Origin of the sequence: Brenneria uluponensis, assembly GCF_032395385.1 — a bacterium.
Classification (GTDB): domain Bacteria; phylum Pseudomonadota; class Gammaproteobacteria; order Enterobacterales; family Enterobacteriaceae; genus Prodigiosinella; species Prodigiosinella aquatilis.
In genome coordinates this window covers 4,687,145-4,710,854 of record NZ_CP135917.1, presented here as the reverse complement: position 1 = coordinate 4,710,854, position 23,710 = coordinate 4,687,145, and the positions used below count along the sequence as shown (strand labels likewise).

General features: G+C 50.2%; 19 protein-coding genes, 2 tRNA genes and 1 riboswitch. Of the genes, 13 read left to right on the top strand and 8 right to left on the bottom strand.

Going from position 1 to position 23,710, the window contains the following annotated elements:
- Positions 1-104: 104 nt before the first annotated feature.
- From RS889_RS21955 to RS889_RS21900, 12 genes are all read left to right on the top strand, one after another.
- Positions 105-179: transfer RNA gene (locus tag RS889_RS21955), tRNA-Gly, on the top strand.
- A 6-nt stretch (positions 180-185) separates the two neighbouring features.
- Positions 186-261 (top strand) — tRNA-Thr (locus RS889_RS21950).
- 105 nt (positions 262-366) lie between these two features.
- The gene (tuf, locus tag RS889_RS21945) at positions 367-1,551 is read left to right on the top strand and encodes an elongation factor Tu (protein WP_021013352.1); all 1,185 of its coding nucleotides are present in this window, start codon (positions 367-369) and stop codon (positions 1,549-1,551) included.
- 237 nt (positions 1,552-1,788) lie between these two features.
- On the top strand, positions 1,789-2,172 hold the full coding sequence (gene secE / locus RS889_RS21940) for a preprotein translocase subunit SecE (RefSeq protein WP_021014046.1): 384 nt from the start codon (positions 1,789-1,791) through the stop codon (positions 2,170-2,172).
- A gap of 1 nt (position 2,173) precedes the next feature.
- Positions 2,174-2,719: a transcription termination/antitermination protein NusG gene (gene nusG / locus RS889_RS21935; protein WP_021014047.1), complete on the top strand. Its 546-nt coding sequence runs from the start codon at positions 2,174-2,176 to the stop codon at positions 2,717-2,719.
- A gap of 161 nt (positions 2,720-2,880) precedes the next feature.
- Positions 2,881-3,309 carry a 50S ribosomal protein L11 gene (gene rplK / locus RS889_RS21930; RefSeq protein ID WP_021014048.1) on the top strand — a complete coding sequence of 143 codons (429 nt, stop codon included), beginning with the start codon at positions 2,881-2,883 and terminating at the stop codon, positions 3,307-3,309.
- Between the two features lie 3 nt (positions 3,310-3,312).
- Positions 3,313-4,017 (top strand): 50S ribosomal protein L1, encoded by a 705-nt coding sequence (gene rplA / locus RS889_RS21925; RefSeq protein WP_021014049.1) that lies wholly within the window; start codon positions 3,313-3,315, stop codon positions 4,015-4,017.
- A gap of 317 nt (positions 4,018-4,334) precedes the next feature.
- Positions 4,335-4,832: a 50S ribosomal protein L10 gene (gene rplJ / locus RS889_RS21920; protein WP_021014050.1), complete on the top strand. Its 498-nt coding sequence runs from the start codon at positions 4,335-4,337 to the stop codon at positions 4,830-4,832.
- Between the two features lie 66 nt (positions 4,833-4,898).
- Entirely contained in the window at positions 4,899-5,267 is a 369-nt protein-coding gene (rplL, locus tag RS889_RS21915) for a 50S ribosomal protein L7/L12 (protein ID WP_021014051.1), read from the top strand.
- 334 nt (positions 5,268-5,601) lie between these two features.
- Positions 5,602-9,630 (top strand): DNA-directed RNA polymerase subunit beta, encoded by a 4,029-nt coding sequence (gene rpoB / locus RS889_RS21910; protein WP_290181287.1) that lies wholly within the window; start codon positions 5,602-5,604, stop codon positions 9,628-9,630.
- A 93-nt stretch (positions 9,631-9,723) separates the two neighbouring features.
- Positions 9,724-13,947 carry a DNA-directed RNA polymerase subunit beta' gene (gene rpoC, locus RS889_RS21905; protein WP_315708697.1) on the top strand — a complete coding sequence of 1,408 codons (4,224 nt, stop codon included), beginning with the start codon at positions 9,724-9,726 and terminating at the stop codon, positions 13,945-13,947.
- 192 nt (positions 13,948-14,139) lie between these two features.
- Positions 14,140-15,240 (top strand): DUF1176 domain-containing protein, encoded by a 1,101-nt coding sequence (locus RS889_RS21900; RefSeq protein WP_315708696.1) that lies wholly within the window; start codon positions 14,140-14,142, stop codon positions 15,238-15,240.
- A gap of 375 nt (positions 15,241-15,615) precedes the next feature.
- Here the strand turns inward: RS889_RS21900 and RS889_RS23920 are convergent, their stop codons facing one another.
- On the bottom strand, positions 15,616-15,759 hold the full coding sequence (locus tag RS889_RS23920) for a YjiS-like domain-containing protein (protein ID WP_416354392.1): 144 nt from the start codon (positions 15,757-15,759) through the stop codon (positions 15,616-15,618).
- A 222-nt stretch (positions 15,760-15,981) separates the two neighbouring features.
- Here RS889_RS23920 and RS889_RS21895 point away from each other — a divergent pair, with 222 nt between their 5' ends.
- Positions 15,982-17,415 (top strand): aminotransferase-like domain-containing protein, encoded by a 1,434-nt coding sequence (locus RS889_RS21895; RefSeq protein ID WP_315708695.1) that lies wholly within the window; start codon positions 15,982-15,984, stop codon positions 17,413-17,415.
- Positions 17,416-17,454: 39 nt separating this feature from the next.
- On the opposite strand, the gene thiH is transcribed toward RS889_RS21895, so the two are convergent.
- The 7 genes from thiH to RS889_RS21860 form a co-directional block, all read right to left on the bottom strand.
- Entirely contained in the window at positions 17,455-18,591 is a 1,137-nt protein-coding gene (gene thiH / locus RS889_RS21890; RefSeq protein ID WP_315708694.1) for a 2-iminoacetate synthase ThiH, read from the bottom strand.
- Positions 18,591-19,373, bottom strand: coding sequence for a thiazole synthase (locus RS889_RS21885; protein WP_315708693.1), 783 nt, complete (start codon positions 19,371-19,373; stop codon positions 18,591-18,593). The genes thiH and RS889_RS21885 overlap by 1 nt, the downstream gene beginning before the upstream one ends.
- Positions 19,374-19,574: a sulfur carrier protein ThiS gene (thiS, locus tag RS889_RS21880; RefSeq protein WP_021014059.1), complete on the bottom strand. Its 201-nt coding sequence runs from the start codon at positions 19,572-19,574 to the stop codon at positions 19,374-19,376.
- On the bottom strand, positions 19,571-20,320 hold the full coding sequence (locus RS889_RS21875; RefSeq protein ID WP_021014060.1) for a HesA/MoeB/ThiF family protein: 750 nt from the start codon (positions 20,318-20,320) through the stop codon (positions 19,571-19,573). Before RS889_RS21875 ends, thiS begins: the two co-directional genes overlap by 4 nt.
- A gap of 1 nt (position 20,321) precedes the next feature.
- Positions 20,322-20,957 carry a thiamine phosphate synthase gene (gene thiE, locus RS889_RS21870; protein ID WP_315708692.1) on the bottom strand — a complete coding sequence of 212 codons (636 nt, stop codon included), beginning with the start codon at positions 20,955-20,957 and terminating at the stop codon, positions 20,322-20,324.
- Positions 20,957-22,888 (bottom strand): phosphomethylpyrimidine synthase ThiC, encoded by a 1,932-nt coding sequence (gene thiC, locus RS889_RS21865; protein WP_315708691.1) that lies wholly within the window; start codon positions 22,886-22,888, stop codon positions 20,957-20,959. Before thiC ends, thiE begins: the two co-directional genes overlap by 1 nt.
- A gap of 107 nt (positions 22,889-22,995) precedes the next feature.
- A riboswitch (TPP riboswitch) is annotated at positions 22,996-23,111 on the bottom strand.
- A 114-nt stretch (positions 23,112-23,225) separates the two neighbouring features.
- Positions 23,226-23,687 (bottom strand): Rsd/AlgQ family anti-sigma factor, encoded by a 462-nt coding sequence (locus RS889_RS21860; RefSeq protein ID WP_021014063.1) that lies wholly within the window; start codon positions 23,685-23,687, stop codon positions 23,226-23,228.
- Positions 23,688-23,710: the final 23 nt, after the last annotated feature.

Sequence of the window (23,710 nt, the reverse complement as noted above, 5' to 3'; positions counted from 1 at the left end):
ATCGATACGGTATATATTCAAAAGCCGAATCGAAAAAGTAGAGTATAAGTCGTACTTTGCTTTTGTAGAGTTTACGGAGAAGTCAGGTAGCCGAGTTCTAGGATGCGGGCATCGTATAATGGCTATTACCTCAGCCTTCCAAGCTGATGATGTGGGTTCGATTCCCACTGCCCGCTCCATAATGTGCTGATATAGCTCAGTTGGTAGAGCGCACCCTTGGTAAGGGTGAGGTCGGCAGTTCGAATCTGCCTATCAGCACCACTCCTTTATTTTCCTCCTGATTTTTTTCTGTTAAAAACTTAACAAGTGATTACTTGGTTAATGTGGTGATACCACCGATTTATCCGTGTCTTAGAGGGACAATCGATGTCTAAAGAAAAATTTGAACGTACAAAACCGCACCTTAACGTCGGTACTATCGGCCACGTTGACCATGGTAAAACAACGCTGACCGCTGCTATCACAAGTGTTCTGGCTAAAACCTACGGTGGCCAGGCTCGTGCATTCGACCAAATCGATAACGCGCCGGAAGAAAAAGCACGTGGTATCACCATCAACACTTCTCATGTTGAATATGATACCCCGACTCGTCACTACGCACACGTTGACTGCCCAGGGCATGCTGACTATGTGAAAAACATGATCACCGGTGCTGCTCAGATGGATGGCGCGATCCTGGTGGTTGCCGCGACTGACGGCCCAATGCCTCAGACCCGTGAGCACATCCTGCTGGCTCGTCAGGTTGGTGTTCCGTACATCATCGTGTTCCTGAACAAATGTGACATGGTTGATGACGAAGAACTGCTGGAACTGGTAGAGATGGAAGTGCGTGAGCTGCTGTCTCAGTACGATTTCCCGGGTGATGACACTCCGGTAATTCGCGGTTCTGCGCTGAAAGCGTTGGAAGGCGACGCTGAGTGGGAAGCCAAAATCATTGAGCTGGCGGAAGCCCTGGATACCTATATTCCAGAACCTGAACGTGCGATTGACAGACCGTTCCTGCTGCCGATTGAAGATGTATTCTCCATCTCTGGTCGTGGTACGGTAGTGACGGGTCGTGTAGAACGCGGCGTCATCAAAGTGGGTGAAGAAGTTGAAATCGTGGGTATCAAAGACACCACGAAAACCACGTGTACCGGTGTTGAAATGTTCCGTAAATTGCTGGACGAAGGCCGTGCGGGTGAGAACGTTGGTGTTCTGCTGCGCGGTACCAAGCGTGATGAAGTGGAACGTGGTCAGGTACTGGCTAAACCGGGTTCAATCAAGCCGCATACACAGTTTGAATCAGAAGTTTATATTCTGAGCAAGGATGAAGGAGGCCGTCATACGCCGTTCTTCAAAGGCTATCGTCCGCAGTTCTATTTCCGTACGACTGATGTCACGGGGACGATCGAACTGCCGGAAGGCGTAGAGATGGTAATGCCGGGCGACAACATCAAGATGGTAGTAAACCTGATTGCGCCAATCGCAATGGACGACGGTTTGCGTTTTGCTATCCGTGAAGGCGGCCGTACAGTAGGTGCTGGCGTTGTTGCTAAAGTTATCGCTTAATTGCTGATAAAATTTGACGCGACATGCGGTAAAAGGGCATCATTTGATGCCCTTTTTCTACGCTGTCATGGTAGAACCTATCTCATCAGCGATTGTGAAGTATAATCATTGGTGAGATAGGCTCTGTAGAAACGGCGTAAATCCCGAATTGTTTTCTTCAAGAACAGTTTTCGGTCTGGTTTGCCCTAGATTGCAGGGCAAAGATTATTTGTCTGAATTATTGTGACAGGTTGGTTTATGAGTGCGAATACCGAAGCTCAGGGCAGCGGGCGTGGCCTGGAGATGTTTAAATGGCTGGTAGTAGCTGTTTTGCTGGTCGCTGCTATTGTAGGTAACTATTACTACCGCGAGTTCAGTTTACCGCTACGTGCATTGGTTGTTGTCATCCTAATTGCTATTGCTGGTGGTATAGCGTTGCTTACTACGAAAGGTAAGGCAACAGTCCTGTTTGCTCGTGAAGCTCGTACCGAGGTACGTAAGGTCATATGGCCAACACGCCAGGAAACGCTACACACTACGCTGATTGTTGCTGCAGTTACTGCCGTTATGTCACTAATTCTGTGGGGATTGGACGGTATCTTGGTCCGTCTGGTGTCGTTGATTACTGGCCTGAGGTTCTAAAATGTCTGAAGCTCCAAAGAAACGTTGGTACGTCGTTCAGGCGTTTTCTGGTTTTGAAAGTCGTGTTGCTCAATCATTGCGTGAACACATTAAACTTCAGAACATGGAAGATCACTTTGGTGAAGTGATGGTCCCAACAGAAGAAGTGGTGGAAATCCGTGGTGGACAGCGCCGTAAAAGTGAGCGTAAATTTTTCCCCGGTTATGTGCTGGTGCAGATGACAATGGATGACGCTAGCTGGCATTTGGTACGTAGCGTGCCGCGTGTCATGGGATTCATTGGCGGAACGTCTGATCGCCCGGCACCTATTAGCGACAAAGAAGTCGATGCCATTATGAATCGCCTGCAACAGGTTGGTGATAAACCGCGTCCGAAAACGCTATTTGAGCCGGGTGAAATGGTTCGTGTTAATGATGGTCCATTTGCCGATTTTAACGGTGTGGTCGAAGAAGTTGATTACGAGAAAAGTCGCCTGAAAGTATCTGTTTCTATCTTTGGTCGTGCAACGCCGGTAGAATTGGACTTTGGTCAGGTTGAGAAAGGCTAGTAACGCCTTCGTCGAATAAAAATTGCTGCTTGTATCTGGCGCGAAATTGACCTACAATTTCGCGCCTTTGTTTTATGTGCCAGCAGGCACATAAAACAAACTGTTTATAACTGCGGGGAGCTTTATTTTTAAAGCGCTATTACCCATTCGAGGAAAGTTAAATGGCCAAGAAAGTTCAAGCCTACGTTAAGCTGCAGGTTGCAGCTGGTATGGCTAACCCGAGCCCGCCAGTCGGTCCGGCTTTGGGTCAGCAGGGTGTTAATATCATGGAATTCTGTAAGGCATTCAATGCTAAGACTGACAGCGTTGAAAAAGGCCTGCCGATTCCGGTTGTTATCACTGTTTATTCTGACCGTTCCTTCACCTTCGTTACCAAAACGCCGCCAGCCGCAGTGCTGTTGAAAAAAGCGGCTGGTATCAAGTCTGGTTCCGGTAAACCGAACAAAGACAAAGTCGGTAAAGTAACCCGTGCTCAGGTACGTGAAATCGCAGAAACCAAAGCTGCGGACATGACTGGTGCTGACGTGGAGGCCATGTCGCGCTCCATTGAAGGTACTGCTCGTTCCATGGGCCTGGTAGTGGAGGATTAATAAATGGCTAAGCTGACCAAGCGCATGCGCGTGATCCGTGAAAAAGTTGATGTGACCAAACAATATGACATCAACGAAGCTGTTGCTCTGCTCAAAGAGCTGGCCACCGCTAAATTTGTCGAAAGTGTGGATGTTGCTGTTAATCTCGGCATCGATGCACGTAAATCTGATCAGAACGTACGTGGTGCAACTGTTCTGCCGCATGGCACTGGACGTACTGTACGTGTCGCTGTGTTTGCTCAAGGTGCAAACGCTGAAGCGGCTAAAGCTGCTGGTGCTGACCTGATAGGTATGGACGATCTGGCTGATCAGATCAAAAAAGGCGAAATGAATTTCGACGTAGTTATCGCTTCTCCGGATGCAATGCGCGTTGTCGGCCAATTAGGCCAGATTCTGGGACCACGTGGTCTGATGCCAAACCCGAAAGTGGGTACTGTGACGCCTAACGTTGCTGAAGCAGTTAAAAATGCTAAAGCCGGTCAGGTTCGTTACCGTAACGACAAGAACGGTATCATCCATACCACGATAGGTAAGGTTGATTTCGATTCTGACAAACTGAAAGAAAACCTGGAGTCTCTGTTGATTGCGCTGAAAAAAGCGAAGCCAGCTCAGGCGAAAGGCGTGTACATCAAGAAAGTCAGTCTGTCGACCACGATGGGTGCTGGTGTTGCCATCGATCAGAGTGGCCTGAACGCTGTTGCAGGCTGATAGTTTTTGTTTTTCTTTACCGGGACGTGAGATTTCTTTATAATCTTACGCCCGTTGTTCCATTAAGGAACAAAAACGAATTTTCGGTTGGAGCCTGGCCTAATCCAGGCCTCCGTCCAAGACCGCAGGTGTTTCGTAAGAAACTTAATCTTCCTGCGTAGACGGTGACAGAGCCTAAAGAACATTTTTTCTTTATTTTTATAGAAATAGTCTTTGCTGGATTCTGCTCACCGTGTTTTAACGCCTGTTCGCTATTTTGGTGTCAGGTGAAGTGAGTTCCGGAGAATTTCTCCGGCTAAATCCAGGAGCAAAAGCTAATGGCATTAAATCTTCAAGACAAACAAGCGATTGTTGCTGAAGTCAGTGAAGTGGCCAAAGGCGCGCAGTCTGCGGTTGTTGCGGATTCTCGTGGCGTTACCGTAGATAAAATGACCGAACTGCGTAAAGCAGGTCGTGAAGCTGGCGTATACATGCGTGTTGTTCGCAACACCCTGCTGCGTCGCGTCGTTGAAGGCACTCAATTTGAATGCCTGAAAGACACGTTTGTTGGTCCAACCTTGATTGCATATTCTATGGAACACCCGGGTGCTGCTGCCCGTTTGTTCAAAGAGTTCGCCAAAGCGAATGCAAAATTTGAGGTTAAAGCTGCAGCCTTTGAAGGTGAGTTGATTCCGGCGGCTCAAATTGACCGTCTGGCAACGCTGCCGACTTACGAAGAAGCACTGGCACGTCTGATGTCGACCATGAAAGAAGCCGCTGCCGGCAAACTGGTCCGTACTCTGGCTGCTGTTCGCGACCAGAAAGAAGCTGCTTAATTGCACTTTTTCTGTTATCGGATTTGCTAACGTATAAACTATTTCTGATTCTTAGGAACAATTGTTATGTCTATCACTAAAGACCAAATTCTGGAAGCAGTAGCAGCGATGTCTGTTATGGACGTTGTTGATCTGGTTTCTGCAATGGAAGAAAAATTCGGCGTTTCTGCTGCGGCTGCTGTAGCTGTTGCTGCTGCGGGTCCGGCTGAAGCTGCTGAAGAAAAAACTGAGTTCGATGTTATCCTGTCTGCTATCGGTGCTAACAAAGTTGCGGTTATCAAAGCCGTTCGTAGCGCAAGTGGCCTGGGCCTGAAAGAAGCCAAAGATCTGGTTGAATCTGCACCGGCTGTTGTTAAAGAAGCTATCAGCAAAGATGACGCTGAAGCTCTGAAAAAATCCCTGGAAGAAGCTGGTGCTTCTGTTGAAGTTAAATAAGTTTAACTTCCAGGTTGCAGCCTGACTTAATCAGGCTGGCGGCTGGTGACTTTTGGGTCACCAGCCTTTTTGCGCTGTAGGGAGTCAGTGGTGTTCCACACTGTTTGGCCACTGATTAGCCCACAATATTTTTTTCTATCGACGACTTAATATATTGCACTTCTTGTTAGAGCTTTTCTCTGTACACGGTGTAATGAAATGATTTAAGAGTGATAGAAATAAATATTGCGGAAAGTGTTCCATTTTCCGATCGATATAAACGGTGTTGTATGAACTGTCCTTTTTATTTAGGACGGACAGAGTGGTTCGACTTTTCAGCGAGTTGAGGAACCCTATGGTTTACTCCTATACCGAGAAAAAACGTATTCGTAAGGATTTTGGTAAACGTCCGCAAGTGTTGGACATACCTTATCTCCTTTCTATCCAGCTTGACTCGTTCCAGAAGTTCATCGAGCAAGATCCGGAAGGTCAGTACGGATTGGAAGCAGCATTCCGTTCTGTTTTCCCAATTAAGAGTTACAGCGGTAATTCAGAGCTGCAATACGTTAGCTATCGCTTGGGCGAGCCGGTGTTTGACGTTAAAGAGTGTCAAATCCGTGGTGTAACGTTTTCTGCACCGCTGCGTGTGAAGTTGCGTCTGGTGATCTACGAGCGCGAAGCGCCGGAAGGCACCGTTAAAGATATTAAAGAACAAGAAGTTTACATGGGCGAAATTCCGCTCATGACAGAAAACGGCACCTTTGTCATTAACGGTACTGAGCGCGTTATCGTATCTCAGTTGCACCGTAGTCCAGGTGTGTTCTTTGACAGCGACAAGGGTAAAACCCACTCTTCCGGTAAGGTGCTGTATAACGCACGTATTATTCCTTACCGTGGTTCCTGGCTGGATTTTGAATTCGACCCGAAAGACAATCTGTTTGTCCGTATCGACCGTCGCCGTAAATTACCTGCGACCATCATTCTGCGTGCATTGAGTTACTCTACCGAAGAAATTCTGAATTTGTTCTTCGACAAAGTAGCCTATGAAATCGACAACAATAAGTTGCAGATGGAACTGGTGCCAGAGCGCTTACGTGGCGAAACTGCTTCTTTTGATATTGAAGCGAATGGCAAGGTCTACATTGAAAAAGGCCGTCGTATCACGGCTCGCCATATCCGTCTGTTAGAAAAAGATGGCATTGAGCGTATTGAAGTACCGGTGGAATACATTGCCGGTAAAGTATTGGCTAAAGATTATATTGATGTCGGCACGGGTGAAGTGATCGCGATGGCGAACATGGAACTGTCGCTGGATTTGCTGGCTAAACTGAGCCAGGCAGGCCACAAACATATCGAAACGCTGTTTACCAATGATCTTGATCATGGTCCGTATATGTCTGAGACGCTGCGTGTCGACCCAACCAGTGATCGTCTGAGTGCATTGGTTGAAATTTACCGCATGATGCGTCCGGGTGAGCCACCGACACGTGAAGCGGCTGAAACACTGTTTGAAAACCTGTTCTTCTCTGAAGATCGTTATGATCTGTCGGCGGTTGGTCGTATGAAGTTCAACCGTTCTTTGCTGCGTGAGGAGATCGAAGGTTCCGGTATCCTGAGCAAAGAAGACATCATCGAAGTGATGAAGAAGCTCATCGATATCCGTAACGGTAAAGGTGAGGTGGATGATATCGACCACCTGGGTAACCGTCGTATCCGTTCTGTTGGTGAAATGGCTGAAAACCAGTTCCGTGTGGGTCTGGTGCGTGTTGAGCGTGCGGTGAAAGAACGCCTGTCATTGGGCGATCTGGACACATTAATGCCGCAGGATATGATCAATGCCAAGCCGATTTCTGCTGCAGTAAAAGAGTTCTTCGGTTCCAGTCAATTGTCTCAATTTATGGATCAGAACAACCCACTGTCTGAAATTACGCATAAGCGTCGTATTTCTGCTCTGGGCCCTGGCGGTCTGACCCGTGAACGTGCGGGCTTTGAAGTTCGAGACGTACATCCGACACACTATGGTCGTGTATGTCCTATCGAGACACCTGAAGGTCCTAACATCGGTCTGATTAACTCGTTGTCTGTATATGCACAGACTAACGAATATGGTTTCCTGGAAACCCCGTATCGTCGTGTCCGTGATGATGTGGTGACAGATGAAATTCATTACCTGTCCGCGATTGAAGAAGGCAATTACGTTATTGCCCAGGCGAACACCAATCTGGACGAAGAAGGCCATTTCATAGATGAATTGGTTACTTGTCGTAACAAAGGCGAATCCAGCCTGTTTAGCCGCGATCAAGTTGACTATATGGACGTTTCCACCCAGCAGGTGGTTTCTGTCGGTGCATCACTGATTCCGTTCCTGGAACACGATGACGCCAACCGTGCATTGATGGGTGCGAACATGCAACGTCAGGCGGTACCGACTCTGCGTGCTGATAAGCCGCTGGTAGGCACTGGCATGGAGCGTGCGGTAGCGGTGGACTCGGGTGTAACTTCCGTTGCCAAACGTGGTGGTACCGTTCAGTACGTAGATGCTTCCCGTATCGTGATCAAGGTTAACGAAGATGAAATGTATCCGGGCGAAGCCGGCATTGATATCTATAACCTGACCAAATATACCCGTTCCAACCAGAACACTTGTATCAACCAGATGCCTTGCGTATCACTGGGTGAGCCGGTTGAACGCGGTGATGTGTTGGCTGACGGCCCGTCTACCGACCTGGGTGAATTGGCTCTGGGTCAAAACATGCGCGTGGCGTTCATGCCGTGGAATGGTTACAACTTCGAAGACTCCATTCTCGTATCCGAGCGTGTAGTACAGGAAGATCGTTTCACGACTATCCATATTCAGGAACTGGCATGTGTATCCCGTGATACCAAGTTAGGGCCTGAAGAGATTACTGCGGATATCCCGAATGTGGGTGAAGCAGCGCTCTCCAAACTGGATGAGTCCGGCATTGTCTATATCGGTGCTGAAGTGACCGGTGGTGATATTCTGGTGGGTAAAGTAACGCCGAAAGGCGAAACTCAACTGACGCCGGAAGAGAAGCTGCTGCGAGCCATCTTTGGTGAAAAAGCGTCTGACGTTAAAGATTCGTCACTGCGTGTGCCAAACGGTGTTTCCGGTACGGTTATCGATGTTCAGGTCTTTACCCGCGATGGTGTGGAAAAAGACAAACGTGCGCTGGAAATCGAAGAAATGCAGTTGAAGCAGGCCAAAAAAGACCTGACGGAAGAGCTGCAGATTCTGGAAGCCGGCCTGTTTGCCCGTATTCACTACGTGCTGGTTGCCGGTGGCATTGAAGCTGAGAAGTTGGACAAACTGCCGCGTGAGCGTTGGCTGGAACTGGGTTTGACTGATGAAGAGAAGCAAAATCAGTTAGAACAGTTGGCGGAGCAGTATGACGAATTGAAACACGAGTTCGAGAAAAAACTCGAAGCTAAACGTCGCAAGATCACTCAAGGTGATGATCTGGCTCCGGGCGTACTGAAGATCGTTAAGGTGTACCTGGCGGTTAAACGTCAGATTCAGCCAGGCGACAAGATGGCTGGTCGCCACGGTAACAAGGGTGTTATCTCCAAGATCAACCCGATCGAAGATATGCCTTACGATGAAAACGGCACGCCGGTAGATATCGTACTCAACCCGCTGGGTGTACCATCACGTATGAACATCGGTCAGATTCTGGAAACCCATTTGGGTATGGCTGCGAAAGGTATTGGTGACAAGATTAATGCCATGCTGAAGCAGCAGGAAGAAGTATCCAAATTGCGTGAATTTATCCAGAAAGCCTATGATTTGGGTAATGACGTTCGCCAGAAAGTTGACTTGAACACCTTTACCGATGAAGAAGTGCTGAGGCTGGCGGAAAACCTGAAAAAAGGTATGCCTATCGCCACACCGGTATTTGACGGTGCCAAAGAAAGCGAGATTAAAGAATTGCTGAAACTGGGTGATCTGCCAACTTCCGGTCAGATTACGTTGTTCGATGGTCGAACTGGTGAGCAATTCGAGCGCTCGGTTACTGTGGGCTACATGTACATGCTGAAACTGAACCATTTGGTGGATGACAAGATGCATGCCCGTTCTACCGGCTCTTATAGTCTGGTTACTCAGCAGCCGTTGGGTGGTAAGGCGCAGTTCGGTGGTCAGCGCTTCGGTGAGATGGAAGTGTGGGCGCTGGAAGCTTACGGTGCAGCCTATACTCTGCAGGAAATGCTGACGGTGAAATCTGATGACGTGAATGGCCGTACCAAGATGTATAAAAACATCGTGGATGGTGATCACCGGATGGAACCAGGCATGCCGGAGTCCTTCAATGTGTTGTTGAAAGAAATCCGTTCGCTGGGTATCAACATCGAGCTGGAAGAAGATTAATTAAAGCTCGATCGAGTTGCTGGCATTCGTTACAGAGACACCTGAATTTCGGTTCAGGTGTCTAACAGGTCTAACTCCGACAGGAGCCAATCCGTGAAAGACTTATTGAAGTTTCTGAAAGCGCAAACTAAAACCGAAGAGTTTGATGCGATCAAAATTGCTCTGGCTTCGCCAGACATGATCCGTTCCTGGTCTTTTGGTGAAGTTAAAAAGCCAGAGACTATTAACTATCGTACGTTCAAACCTGAACGTGATGGCCTTTTCTGTGCTCGTATCTTTGGGCCAGTAAAAGATTACGAGTGCTTGTGCGGTAAGTACAAGCGCTTGAAACACCGTGGTGTTATTTGTGAGAAGTGCGGCGTTGAAGTGACCCAGACCAAAGTGCGTCGTGAACGTATGGGACACATCGAACTGGCTTCTCCAACGGCACACATCTGGTTCCTGAAATCGTTGCCATCCCGCATCGGTTTACTGCTGGATATGCCGCTGCGTGATATCGAACGCGTACTGTACTTTGAATCCTATGTAGTGGTTGAAGGCGGTATGACCAACCTGGAGCGCCGACAGATCCTGACTGAAGAGCAGTATCTGGATGCGCTGGAAGAGTTTGGTGATGAGTTCGATGCCAAAATGGGTGCCGAAGCTATTCAGGCCTTGTTGAAAAGCATGGATCTGGAGCAGGAATGCGAACAGCTGCGTGAAGAGTTGAATGAAACCAACTCTGAAACCAAACGCAAGAAGCTGACCAAGCGCGTCAAGTTGCTGGAAGCCTTTATACAGTCTGGTAACAAACCAGAGTGGATGATTTTGACCGTTCTGCCCGTATTGCCGCCGGATCTGCGTCCGCTGGTACCACTGGATGGCGGCCGTTTTGCGACTTCTGATCTGAACGATCTGTATCGTCGGGTGATAAACCGTAACAACCGTTTGAAACGTCTGCTGGATCTGGCTGCGCCGGATATCATCGTACGCAATGAAAAACGTATGTTGCAGGAAGCGGTCGATGCACTGCTGGATAATGGTCGGCGCGGTCGTGCGATCACTGGTTCCAACAAGCGTCCGCTGAAATCGCTGGCTGACATGATCAAAGGTAAGCAGGGACGTTTCCGTCAGAACCTGCTGGGTAAACGCGTGGACTACTCCGGTCGTTCCGTTATTACCGTGGGTCCGTACCTGCGCCTGCATCAATGCGGCCTGCCGAAGAAAATGGCGCTGGAGCTGTTCAAACCGTTCATCTACGGCAAGCTGGAACTGCGTGGTCTGGCTACCACCATTAAAGCAGCCAAGAAAATGGTTGAGCGTGAAGAAGCTGTCGTCTGGGATATCCTCGACGAAGTGATTCGCGAACACCCGGTACTGCTAAACCGTGCGCCAACTCTGCACCGTTTGGGTATTCAGGCGTTTGAACCTGTACTTATCGAAGGTAAAGCCATCCAGCTGCATCCGCTGGTTTGTGCGGCATACAACGCCGACTTCGATGGTGACCAGATGGCTGTTCACGTACCGCTGACACTGGAAGCCCAGTTGGAAGCGCGTGCGTTGATGATGTCCACCAACAACATTCTGTCACCGGCGAATGGTGAGCCAATCATCGTTCCTTCCCAGGACGTGGTGTTGGGTCTGTACTACATGACCCGTGACTGTGTTAACGCCAAAGGCGAAGGCATGGTGTTGACGGGGCCGAAAGAAGCTGAGCGTATTTATCGCGCCGGCCTGGCTTCCTTGCATGCGCGTGTCAAAGTGCGTATCACCGAAGAGATCAGGAATACCGAAGGCGAGTCGATACACCGGACGTCTATTATCGATACAACTGTAGGCCGTGCGATCCTGTGGATGATCGTTCCTCAAGGTCTGCCGTTCTCTATCGTTAACCAGCCGTTAGGTAAAAAAGCTATCTCTAAAATGCTGAACACCTGTTATCGCATTTTGGGCCTGAAGCCGACGGTTATCTTCGCTGACCAGATCATGTACACCGGTTTTGCTTACGCTGCCCGTTCAGGTGTATCCGTAGGTATTGATGATATGGTGATCCCAGAGAAGAAAGCGGGGATTATCGAAGAAGCAGAAACCGAAGTTGCAGAGATCCAGGAACAGTTCCAGTCTGGTCTGGTAACTGCTGGTGAACGTTACAACAAGGTTATCGATATCTGGGCTGCGGCAAACGAACGCGTTGCCAAGGCGATGATGGAAAACCTGTCTGTTGAAGATGTGGTTAATCGTGATGGCGAAGTTGAGCAACAGGTTTCTTTTAACAGTATCTTTATGATGGCCGACTCCGGTGCGCGTGGTTCTGCGGCACAGATTCGTCAGTTGGCGGGTATGCGTGGTCTGATGGCGAAGCCGGATGGCTCCATCATCGAAACACCTATTACCGCAAACTTCCGTGAAGGTCTGAACGTACTCCAGTACTTCATCTCTACTCACGGTGCTCGTAAAGGTCTGGCGGATACGGCACTGAAAACCGCAAACTCCGGTTATCTGACTCGCCGTTTGGTTGATGTGGCGCAGGATCTGGTAGTCACTGAAGATGATTGTGGTACTCACGAAGGTATCATGATGACCCCGGTTATTGAGGGCGGTGACGTTAAAGAGCCGTTGCGTGAGCGTGTGCTTGGTCGTGTGACGGCTGAAGACGTTATCAAACCGGGTACAGCTGATATTCTGGTTCCACGTAATACGTTGCTGAACGAGAAATGGTGTGACCTGCTGGAAGAAAACTCTGTCGATGCGGTTAAAGTCCGTTCTGTCGTAAGTTGCGAAACTGACTTTGGCGTTTGTGCCAAGTGTTATGGACGTGACCTGGCGCGTGGGCACATCATCAACAAGGGTGAAGCAGTCGGGGTTATCGCGGCACAGTCTATCGGTGAACCAGGTACTCAGCTGACCATGCGTACGTTCCACATTGGTGGTGCGGCGTCTCGTGCGGCAGCTGAATCCAGTATTCAGGTGAAAAACAAAGGTAGCCTGAAACTGTTTAACGCGAAGTTCGTTATGAACAACGTGGGTAAACTGGTGATTACATCGCGTAATACCGAATTGAAGCTGATTGATGAATTCGGTCGCACCAAAGAAAGCTATAAAGTGCCTTATGGTGCGGTCATGGCGAAGGGCGATAGTGCTGATGTTGTCGGTGGCGAAACTGTTGCTAATTGGGATCCGCATACCATGCCGGTTATCACTGAAGTGAGCGGTAACATTCGCTTCACTGATATGATCGACACCCAGACCATCACTCGTCAAACTGACGAACTGACTGGGTTGTCCTCTATCGTGATACTGGATAGTGCGGAACGTACCGGTGGTGGTAAAGAACTACGCCCGGCGTTGAAAATTGTAGATGCCAATGGCAATGATGTATTGATTCCGGGTACGGATATGCCTGCTCAATACTTCTTGCCGGGTAAAGCCATTGTCCAGTTGGAAGATGGTGTACAAATCAATGCAGGTGACACACTGGCACGTATCCCGCAGGAATCCGGCGGTACCAAGGATATTACCGGTGGTTTGCCACGTGTTGCGGATCTGTTCGAAGCCCGTCGTCCGAAAGAACCGGCTATTCTGGCCGAAATCAGCGGTGTCGTTTCCTTCGGTAAAGAAACCAAAGGTAAACGTCGTCTGGTGATTACACCAATAGATGGCAGTGAACCGTATGAAGAGATGATTCCGAAGTGGCGTCAGCTCAACGTGTTTGAAGGTGAACTCGTAGAACGCGGTGATGTTATCTCCGATGGCCCGGAATCTCCGCATGATATTCTGCGTCTGCGTGGTGTCCATGCTGTTACGCGCTATATCACCAACGAGGTTCAGGACGTTTACCGTCTGCAAGGTGTTAAGATTAACGATAAGCACATTGAAGTTATCGTTCGTCAGATGCTGCGTAAATGTACCATCGCGAGTTCAGGTAGCTCGGAGTTCTTGGAAGGCGAACAGGCGGAAATTTCCCGCGTTAAGATCGCCAACCGCCAATTGGAAGCAAACGGCAAGATCTCGGCAACGTATTCCCGAGATTTGCTGGGTATCACCAAGGCTTCTCTGGCTACCGAGTCCTTCATCTCTGCGGCATCATTCCAGGAAACCACTCGTGTGCTTACTGAAGCTGCGGTTGCGGGTAAACGTGATGAGCTGCGCGGTTTGAAAGAAAACGTGATCGTGGGCCGTTTGATCCCGGCTGGGACTGGTTATTCGTACCACCAGGAGCGTATGCGCCGTCGTCAGGTGGTTGATACCCCGGTTACGCCTCAGGTTAGCGCTGAAGAAGCTACGGCCAATTTGGCAGAGTTGTTGAATGCTGGTCTGGGTAACAACGACGACAAGTAATCGTTAGTCAGGCTTGATAAAAACCGCTCCTTAGCAGTAAGGAGCGGTTTTTTTATGGCGTCTATCTGCCGCCGACCCTGCTTTGATCCGTTGCTACACAGCGTTTAAAAACACTTCCGGCGTTTTTTATGCACAGAACATTTGATTATTGCGCTATAACATTCTGATGGACGCATCAAAAAGGCATGTTCAATGCGATTAAAAACAATACTTTTTGTCATATTACTGACTCAGTTGATTATCAGCCCGGTTAACGCCCAGAACGTCACGACATCTCCATCTCCCTGGCAAGGGGTAAAGCCAATACAAAAGATGTTCAAACATTGGCAGGTGACCTGCAATAACCTGAATGATTGTGATGTCAGGAATAGTGATGCTTACCTACGCGTTACACTCAAGCGTGAATCAGGCCCACAGGGAAAAATCTCCCTGGATTTTGATTTGGCGGACAAACGGCAGGCGCTTTTTATGGATGGTGTGCGGTTCCCATTGACTCAACCTGCGTGGCAGCCAGATGAAGAAGAGGGCGCTTTCTATGTACATACCGAGCAACTTGATGCCATTCAGCGCTTTGTTCAGGCGACTAAAAATGCCAAATGGTTAACGTTGTCTGCAGATAGCACCAGTGAAGAAGAAGCAATCTCCCTGACGGGTTTAAATGCCGCATTATTGCTGGTGGATGAACGACAAGGACGGTTAAATAACCGTAGTGCATTACTGCAAGTGGGAGACGGTGACGTTTCATCTGTTCCCGCCGTGCCGGTGAGTCAGGATATCAACCCTGCTTATATTCAACCGCCGCCGTTGGTGAAAACTGACGAACTTATCGATGCGGTAGTCGCGGCTAAAAGATCCATTCTGGAAGAAGAAGGTTGTGGTTTGAGCAAAGAGGCTCGTGCATTGAGTGAAGCAGAACCGCTGACCAATGAGTTGGCGTTGGTCATGCTGAACTGTGGTATGGGCGCTTATCAATCTTCCAGCATGCTGTTTGTCACACCACGCAATAATCCGCAGGGTGCGCAATTACTGGTATTGTCGCGACCTATAAAAATAGCGGACAGTCAGGATGACAAAATTCGCTGGTTCACTGAAGCGGAGTACGATCCGGAAATCGGCATGCTGTACTACTCCGCCAAAGGGCGCGGTATTGCGGATTGTGGTGAGAGTGCGCAGTGGGTGTTTGACGGTAAAAACTTCCAACTGGTCGCTTATAACTATCAGCCTGAATGCAATGGCGGGCAACCGGGAGACTGGCCCTCTGTCTGGGCTATGCCCGGCTATCCTATTGAGTAGCTCTGTCTGATTATGGATGGGAAGGGCCGATACAGGCGAACCTGTATCGGCGGTCTGGTGAGCGGGACGCCCGGACTGTTCGCCCCGGCTGGTGCACGTTTTACCAGCGTGCCCACTGTAGCCATGAGCACGGTGTGGTGCGAGATGCTGTTTGTTGCCTTGCATATCGTGCTGTACAGAAAAACCGATTGTCTGAAAATGTTTCAGTGTGTTGCGTTACGCCGCACAAGCTGGACGTTTCCTTTGTGCAAGAACATAACTACCGTTTGTATCAGATTATCACCGTCGAACAACTTCCTGTCTTGTCAGTTCGATCTTCTCCATGCCAGCTGTCTTGTAGCTTGTAAATCTGTAACTGCATACAGTCAGCACGATTTAACGGTCTTTTCTTGACGAGAACAGGTTGTGTATATCTGCGCGTGTTAAACCAATATCTTTTAGACGGTCATCATTCATGCTCAACAGTAGTTTTTTTGATTCAGCTTGTGCCTTTCGGTGCCGCCAGAGCTGATAAAGCATGCGCAGGCTCAAGTGTATGCGTAGCCGGGTAATAAGTCGTTTTGTCATGGTTTTTCTCCCCTGTCGCTGGTTGACTGCCATCATGCAGGAGAGATTGGAATTGATACAGATTCAGAAATTTACTTTATTTATGATACAAAATGCGCGATACCGTATCTGAACGGTTGTTTTGGAGCTTATCTGTATTGTTTTTTCTTATTTCTATTTATTCGGGGGATACAGATGACGCGATATCAATTTCTGGCCACCATATTGATACAGCGAATTGAACAAGGGTTGTATCAGTGTGGTGAACGTTTGCCGTCAGTGCGCTCACTGAGTCAGGAGCATGGTGTCAGTATTAGTACCGTCCAGCAGGCGTACCATTTGCTGGAAGAGAAGCAATTAATCGTGCCACTGCCGCGTTCTGGCTACTTTGTGAAGCCACGTATGGCGGTGGCCCCCATTCCTGCCATGACGCGACCGGTACAGCGTCCGGTGGAAATCACTACGTGGGATTCGGTACTGGAACAGATCTGTTCCCGTTCTGATCCCGATATTCTGCAATTGGGCGGCAGCATTCCCGACCTCACGCCGACCACACTTAAGCCGTTATGGAAGAATATTAGCCGTATTGGGCAAAAACAGGATATCTCCATGCTGAACTATGACAGTCTGCATGGGTTACCGCGGCTGCGTGAACAGATTGCCCGGTTGATGATTGATAGTGGCTGCCAGTTGTCTGAACAGGATATTGTTATCACCAATGGTTGTACGCAAGCGCTGTCCATAGCGGTTCGGTCCGTGTGTAACCCCGGTGATATTGTGGCTATTGAGTCGCCGGTATTTCATGGCATCATGCAGATACTGTGTGGTTTTGGTATTAAGGTTATTGAAATTCCTACTGATTTTTCTCAAGGGATGAGCCTTGAAGCATTGGAGTTGGCGCTGGAGCAATGGCCGGTGAAAGCGGTGCTGACGGTACCGAATTGTAATAATCCGCTGGGATTTATTATGCCGGAACACCGCAAGCGGGCATTGATGATGTTGGCGCAGCGCTATGATATCGCCATCATTGAGGATGATGTGTATGGTGAACTGGCATATGACTACCCGCGCCCGATCACCCTGAAATCTTTGGATTATGAGGGGCGAGTCCTGTTGTGCAGCTCGTTTTCAAAAATGTTGGCACCTGGTCTGCGAGTGGGATGGATAGTTCCGGGGCGCTATCTGGATCGAGCGCTACACATGAAATACACCAGTACCGGGTCTGTTGCCATTTGTCCTCAACAGGCCGTGGCAGAGTTTATTCGGCAAGGGCATTACATGCCGCATTTGCGCCGCATGCGTGCGCTTTATCAACGTAACCTGGGAAGTTTTGTCAACCGGGTGAGGCACACGTTTCCGGAGAAGGTCTGTATCAGTCGACCACAAGGTGGATTTGTGCTGTGGATTGAGTTTCCGGAAACGTTTGATGGCGTGCGGCTGAACCAACGGCTGGTCAGCGAGAAAATCAGGGTTTATGAAGGGTCACTATTTTCTGTGGCTGGCAAGTATCGTCATTGCCTGCGGTTGAGCTATGCTATGCCGCTCACGCCAGAGCGTGAGGAAGGTATCGTCAGGCTGGGGAACGTGATTGCAGAAATGATGAACAATCCTGTGATAACCGTAGGGTAATACGGGGCGTCAGCGCCCCGTAACATTGCCGTTCTGGCATTACTGGTGTGTGGCCGGTCGGCCCAGATACCCTTCCCAGTCTTTCCAGACCGGTTGTAAACCCGCCTTGACAATGGCGGCAGCCACCTCTTCCGGGCGTCGACCATCATGGGGCGTAAACTGCTCCAGCTCTGGATGATTGTCCGCGTAGCCACCCGGTTGGGTTTTGGAGAAGGCGCTGACGTTGTTGATGGCGATTGGAACCATGTGGTCACGGAAGAACGATGATTCCCGGGTTGAGAGGGAGAGCTCAATATCTGGAGAAAGTAGGCGAAACGCACAGATGACCTGCATTAACTGGGCTTCATCCATAATTGACGCAGGCTCAATACCTCCGGCACAAGGGCGTAAACGCGGGAAGGAGATTGAATAGCGGCTCCGCCAGTAGGTTTGCTGCAAATACAGCAGGTGTTCGGCCACCATATAGCAGTCAGTACGCCAGCTATCGGAAAGACCGATCAACGCGCCTAATCCGATCTTGTCGATCCCGGCGTTACCCAGTCGATCTGGTGTATCCAGTCGCCAACTGAAGTCTTGTTTCTGGCCGCGCAGATGATGTTGAGCGTAAGTCGATGGATGATAAGTTTCCTGATACACCATGACGCCATCCAGCCCCAGCATTTTCAGTTCCGCATATTCAGCCTGATTCAACGGTTGTACTTCCATCATCAGTGAACTGAAATGCGGGCGGATGATCGGGAATACCTGGCGAAAATAATCCATTCCCACCTTCCGTTGATGTTCGCCCGTCACCAGCAGCAGGTGATTGAACCCCATTTCTTTGATTGCCAAACATTCACGCAGAATTTCTTCTTCATTCAGCGTCTTACGCTTGAGGTGGTTGCTCATGGAAAAACCGCAGTAAGTACAATCATTGGAGCACAGATTAGAGAGATACAGTGGTACATAAAAGCTGACGGTATTGCCGAATCGCTGGCGGGTTAACTGCTGGGCACGCTGTGCCAATGGTTCGAGATAGTGCCTGGCGGCTGGAGAGATCAGTGCCATAAAGTCATCGCGGCTGAGTTGGTCCGCTGTCAATGCCCGTTCCACATCGGCGGCTGTTTGGCTGTTAATCCGCAGTGTCAGGTCATCCCAGTGCAACTGTTGCCAACGTTGTTGAAAATGGGTTTCCATTAGCCAACTGCCTCTGTTGTCTGTTGCAGAAAATGGGTCAACGGACTGGTAGCGCTGGCAACCTGTTGACGGCGGCCCAAACCTGCTTGCCGTGCCAACGTTCCGGCTTCTATCGCCAACCGAAACGCCTGCGCCATGTTTACCGGGTCGTGGGCTACAGCGATGGCGGTATTCACCAGCACCGCATCGGCGCCGATCTCGATAGCTTCTGCGGCATGACTGGGGGCGCCAATGCCAGCATCCACCACTACCGGCACCCGTGCCTGTTCGATGATGATGCGTAGAAAATCGCGGGTCTGTAGACCCTGGTTCGAACCGATCGGCGCCCCCAGCGGCATGACCGCGGCACAACCCACCTCCTCCAGACGCTTACATAGCACCGGATCGGCAGCACAGTATGGGAGTACCACAAATCCCTCTTTGACCAGCTGTTCTGCTGCCTTCAGGGTTTCTATCGGGTCGGGTAACAGGTACCTCATATCTGGGTGAATCTCCAGCTTCACCCAGTGAGTACCTAACGCTTCACGTGCCAAATGAGCAGCAAATATGGCTTCGTCTGCGGTTTTGGCACCGGACGTATTGGGAAGCAGTCTCACGCCCAACTGTCGTAAAGGGGCCAGAATAGCGTCGTTACCGCCCGTCAGATCCACGCGTTTCATCGCCATTGTCACCAATTGCGATCCGGAAGCCTGCAACGCTTCCAGCATCAGTTCCGCGCTGGCAAATTTCCCGGTACCGGTCAGTAACCGGGATGAAAATGTTGTATCGGCAATATGTAGCATTCATCCTCCTGCTATCGCCTGAAAAAGCAAAATGTCATCCCCTTCCTGTACCTGATGTTGATGCCAGGCACTGCGTGGAATGATGATCTGATTGATGGCCAGTGCTGTACCGGGCTGGAGGCGGTTCAGCTGATTGAGCAACTGTTCAATGTTTACGGGTTTTTCCAGTTCCAACGTTTCTTCATTGAGCCGGATTTTCATGGATGGTCTCCGCATATCGGGCACGTTGGAGAAGGCGTTAGTTGTAATGTGCTCCAGCTATGCTGCCGGGCATCGAATAAGCGCAGTTTGCCGTTGAGTGGAGAGGGCAGGCCACACAGTAGTTTGATAGCCTCCAGCGCCTGTAATGTGCCCATTACGCCAACCACCGGACCTAATACCCCAGCGGTACGGCAGTTACGCTGCGGTTCGCTGGCATCTGGATACAGACAGGCATAGCAGCCGTGAGCATAAGGCGGCGTCAGTACCAGTAGTTGACCGCTGAGTCCTACCGCACTGGCACTGATCAGGGTTTTCTCTGCTGCAACGCAGGCGGCATTGACAGCATGGCGAGTGGCCATGTTGTCACTACAGTCCAGTATCAGATCGGCTTTCGCTACCGCTTGTTGCAGGACACCGTTTTCCAGCCGTCGGTTAAGCGCCACACAGGTAATAGTGGGATTCAGCGCCTGCAACTGACGCTGAGCCAGCATGGCTTTGGGTTGGGAAATATCACGAGTGCGGTAGAGAATTTGTCGTTGAAGATTGGAAATATGCAGCTCGTCACTATCCGCCAGCAATAGCTTACCCACCCCTGCCGCGGCCAGATACAGAGCCGCAGGTGAACCGAGTCCACCCATACCTACCAGCAACACGCAGGCGGCCGCGAGCTTTTTTTGACCTTCAGCGCCGACGTCCTCTAGCAGTAACTGGCGGCTATAACGCATAAACTCCTGATCGTTTAACACGTTATTTCTCCCGTCCTTCAATCATCCGAAGTAATGTGGTGGTTGCCTGACGCCAGTCCGGTGCCTGGGTAATGGCACTGACTACCGCGATGCTGCCAACGCCGGTCGCCAGTACGGCAGGAACCTTATCGACACTGATACCGCCAATGGCAACCGTGGGAAAACGCCCCTGGAGTGCGCTGATGTGCCGGGTCAGTTCAGGCAGACCCTGTGGTGATGACGGCATGGCTTTGGTTTGCGTTGGGAAGATGTGCCCTAATGCGATGTAGGAAGGATTGACGGCAACAGCGCGTTCCAGCTCGGTATCATCATGGGTGGAAACACCCAACCGCAGACCAGCCTGATGAATGGCGGCGAGATCAGCAGTATCCAGATCTTCCTGTCCCAGATGGACGCCATAAGCCTGATGTTTGATCGCCAATCGCCAATAGTCATTGATGAACAGCCGTGCCTGAAATTGTCGTCCCAGGTTGATTGCCTGAATCACCTCTGGCTCTACCTGATCGTCCGACAGGTCTTTGATCCGCAACTGAATGGTTTTCACACCGGCGTTCAGCAGGCGGTTGATCCACAACACGCTGTCCACCACCGGATAGAGCCCGAGCTGTTCCGCGGTGGAGGGGAAGACGCGGCTCATCAGGATTCCTCCTGTGGCAGACTGGTGGCAGTGTGGTATAGCTCGCTGCCGCGGGCACGGAATTCTGCTGACATCTGCGCCATCCCGACATCAATGGGCTGGGCCACGGCTTCCTGCTGCGCGGCGTAATCACGTACTTCCTGGGAAATCTTCATTGAGCAGAATTTGGGGCCGCACATGGAGCAGAAATGGGCCACTTTGCCGGATTCCTGCGGCAGGGTTTCGTCGTGATAAGTGCGAGCGGTTTGCGGATCGAGCGCCAGATTAAACTGATCGTCCCAGCGAAATTCAAAGCGTGCTTTTGACATGGCGTTGTCGCGGATCTGTGCGCCAGGGTGGCCTTTGGCCAGGTCGGCCGCGTGGGCGGCGATCTTGTAGGTAATCAGCCCTTGCTTGACATCATCCTTGTTTGGCAATCCCAAATGCTCTTTTGGCGTGACATAACACAGCATGGCGCAACCGAACCAGCCAATCATGGCCGCACCAATACCGGAGGTGAAATGATCATAGCCCGGTGCAATATCGGTGGTGAGTGGGCCGAGCGTGTAGAACGGCGCTTCATGGCAATGCTCCAGCTCTTCAGTCATGTTGCGGCGGATCATTTGCATCGGCACATGACCGGGGCCTTCAATCATGACCTGAACGTCATATTCCCAGGCGATTTTGGTCAGCTCACCCAGCGTGTGGAGCTCGGCGAACTGGGCTTCATCGTTGGCGTCCTGAATAGAGCCAGGGCGAAGACCATCACCCAATGACAGGGATACATCATAGGCTGCACAGAGTTCACAAATTTCACGAAAGTGCTGATACAGGAAATTTTCCTGATGATGAGAAAGACACCATTTCGCCATGATGGAGCCACCGCGAGAGACAATGCCCGTCAGGCGTTTGGCGGTCATCGGCACATAGCGCAGCAGCACCCCAGCATGGATGGTGAAATAGTCAACGCCTTGTTCTGCCTGTTCCAGCAGTGTGTCGCGGAACATTTCCCAGGTCAGATTTTCCGCAACGCCATTAACTTTTTCCAGAGCTTGATAAATAGGTACCGTACCAATGGGAACCGGGCTGTTACGTAGTATCCACTCACGAGTTTCATGAATATAACGTCCGGTGGACAAATCCATCACGGTGTCCGCACCCCAGCGTGTTGACCACACCAGCTTTTCCACTTCTTCTTCGATGGACGATGTCACGGCGGAGTTACCGATATTGGCATTGACCTTCACCAGAAAATTACGGCCGATAATCATCGGTTCTGACTCGGGATGATTGATATTGGCGGGAATAATGGCGCGTCCGGCGGCAACTTCCTGACGTACAAATTCCGGGGTGATACTGTCGGGCAAGTTGGCACCGAAGCTTTGGCCGGGGTGTTGCTGGCGCAGCACCTCACTGTGGATACGTTCACGCCCCATATTTTCACGGATGGCAATGAATTCCATTTCGGGTGTGACGATCCCCTGACGAGCATAATGCAGTTGCGTTACCCGCTTGCCGGTTTTGGCACACTGCGGTTGCGGCAATTGTTCAAACCGCAGATGATCCAATCCTGCATCGGCCAGGCGTTGCTGGGTAAAACCAGAACTGACCTGAGAAAGCGCTTGTGTGTCGTTGCGCTCGGCTATCCAGGCGGCCCGGACTTTTTCCAGGCCGAGGTGAACGTCTGGTGTAGCGTCAGGGTCGCCATATGGGCCAGCCGTATCATAGACGGGGACGGGCTCGTTGGGTTCATGACTGGGATTCTCCCGGCTACCACCAGTCAAGGTGGGGCTGAGCTGAATTTCCCGCATGGGAACACGGATATCTTCGCGTGAGCCAGAAATGTAAATTCGCTGTGAATTCGGGAATGCGGTACCCCGAAGGGTGTCAATAAACTGTTGGGCGGCGGCGCGTTGCTCACGACGACCAGGGGCTTTCTTTTCTGTAGACATAGCAAGTTCCTATAAATACTGAATGGGAAGATTGCTTGTCTGGAGTTCGGAGGGAGTAATGACAGGGTGTGAACCCGGATAAATGCCTATGGCGCTGGGGTTCAACAGAATGGATTACTCTTGTTCCCTTCGCAGGTATTAGCCTGATCAGGTTCCGCGGATCCCGAATTAACGGTCTCAGCCCGTGCACGATGATATGTGCGGGGCACTCCGACAAGATATAGCTCCAAAACGCTGGAGCGGATAAAACGTTACCACTTTATGCCGAGCCCGGCCTGGTGTCAAAAAGTTACATCAGCTGAAAAGGCGCCCTGCACTATCGATAGTTCAGTCTGATTTACTGTTCAAATACTAGCCGGATCATGTGGTCTTCCAGGGTAAAGCGCATTGCCAAGGATTCCCCCACGCTTGATAATGTTTGCTGAAATTCGAAACAGTTATCTTGATCGATGGCGGCAACCAGATGACTATCATAAAAGTCCATGATTTGCTGTGTGTTGCCTTGTAATATCGAATCGAGCTGTGCGGCGAGCGCTCGCTTTTTTTCATTCAATGGGGCAACTTCTTGCAGCATTCGTTCGTAAATGTGGAAATGGCCAGCTGAAAGATAGTCGACCAGATTATGGCAGAAATCATCCAGCGCTTTTTCATCCAGACGGGTATGGGTTTCTTTATTTGGCTTCATGCCGACCAAGTGATAGTAAGTGATCAGTAACTGTTTACGAGCTTGTAGCCACTGATCGATTAACGCATTATTGCCGCCAACATACTCAGTCAAACTTTGTAGTTGCTTTAGCATTATTGACTCCCTTCATACATCAA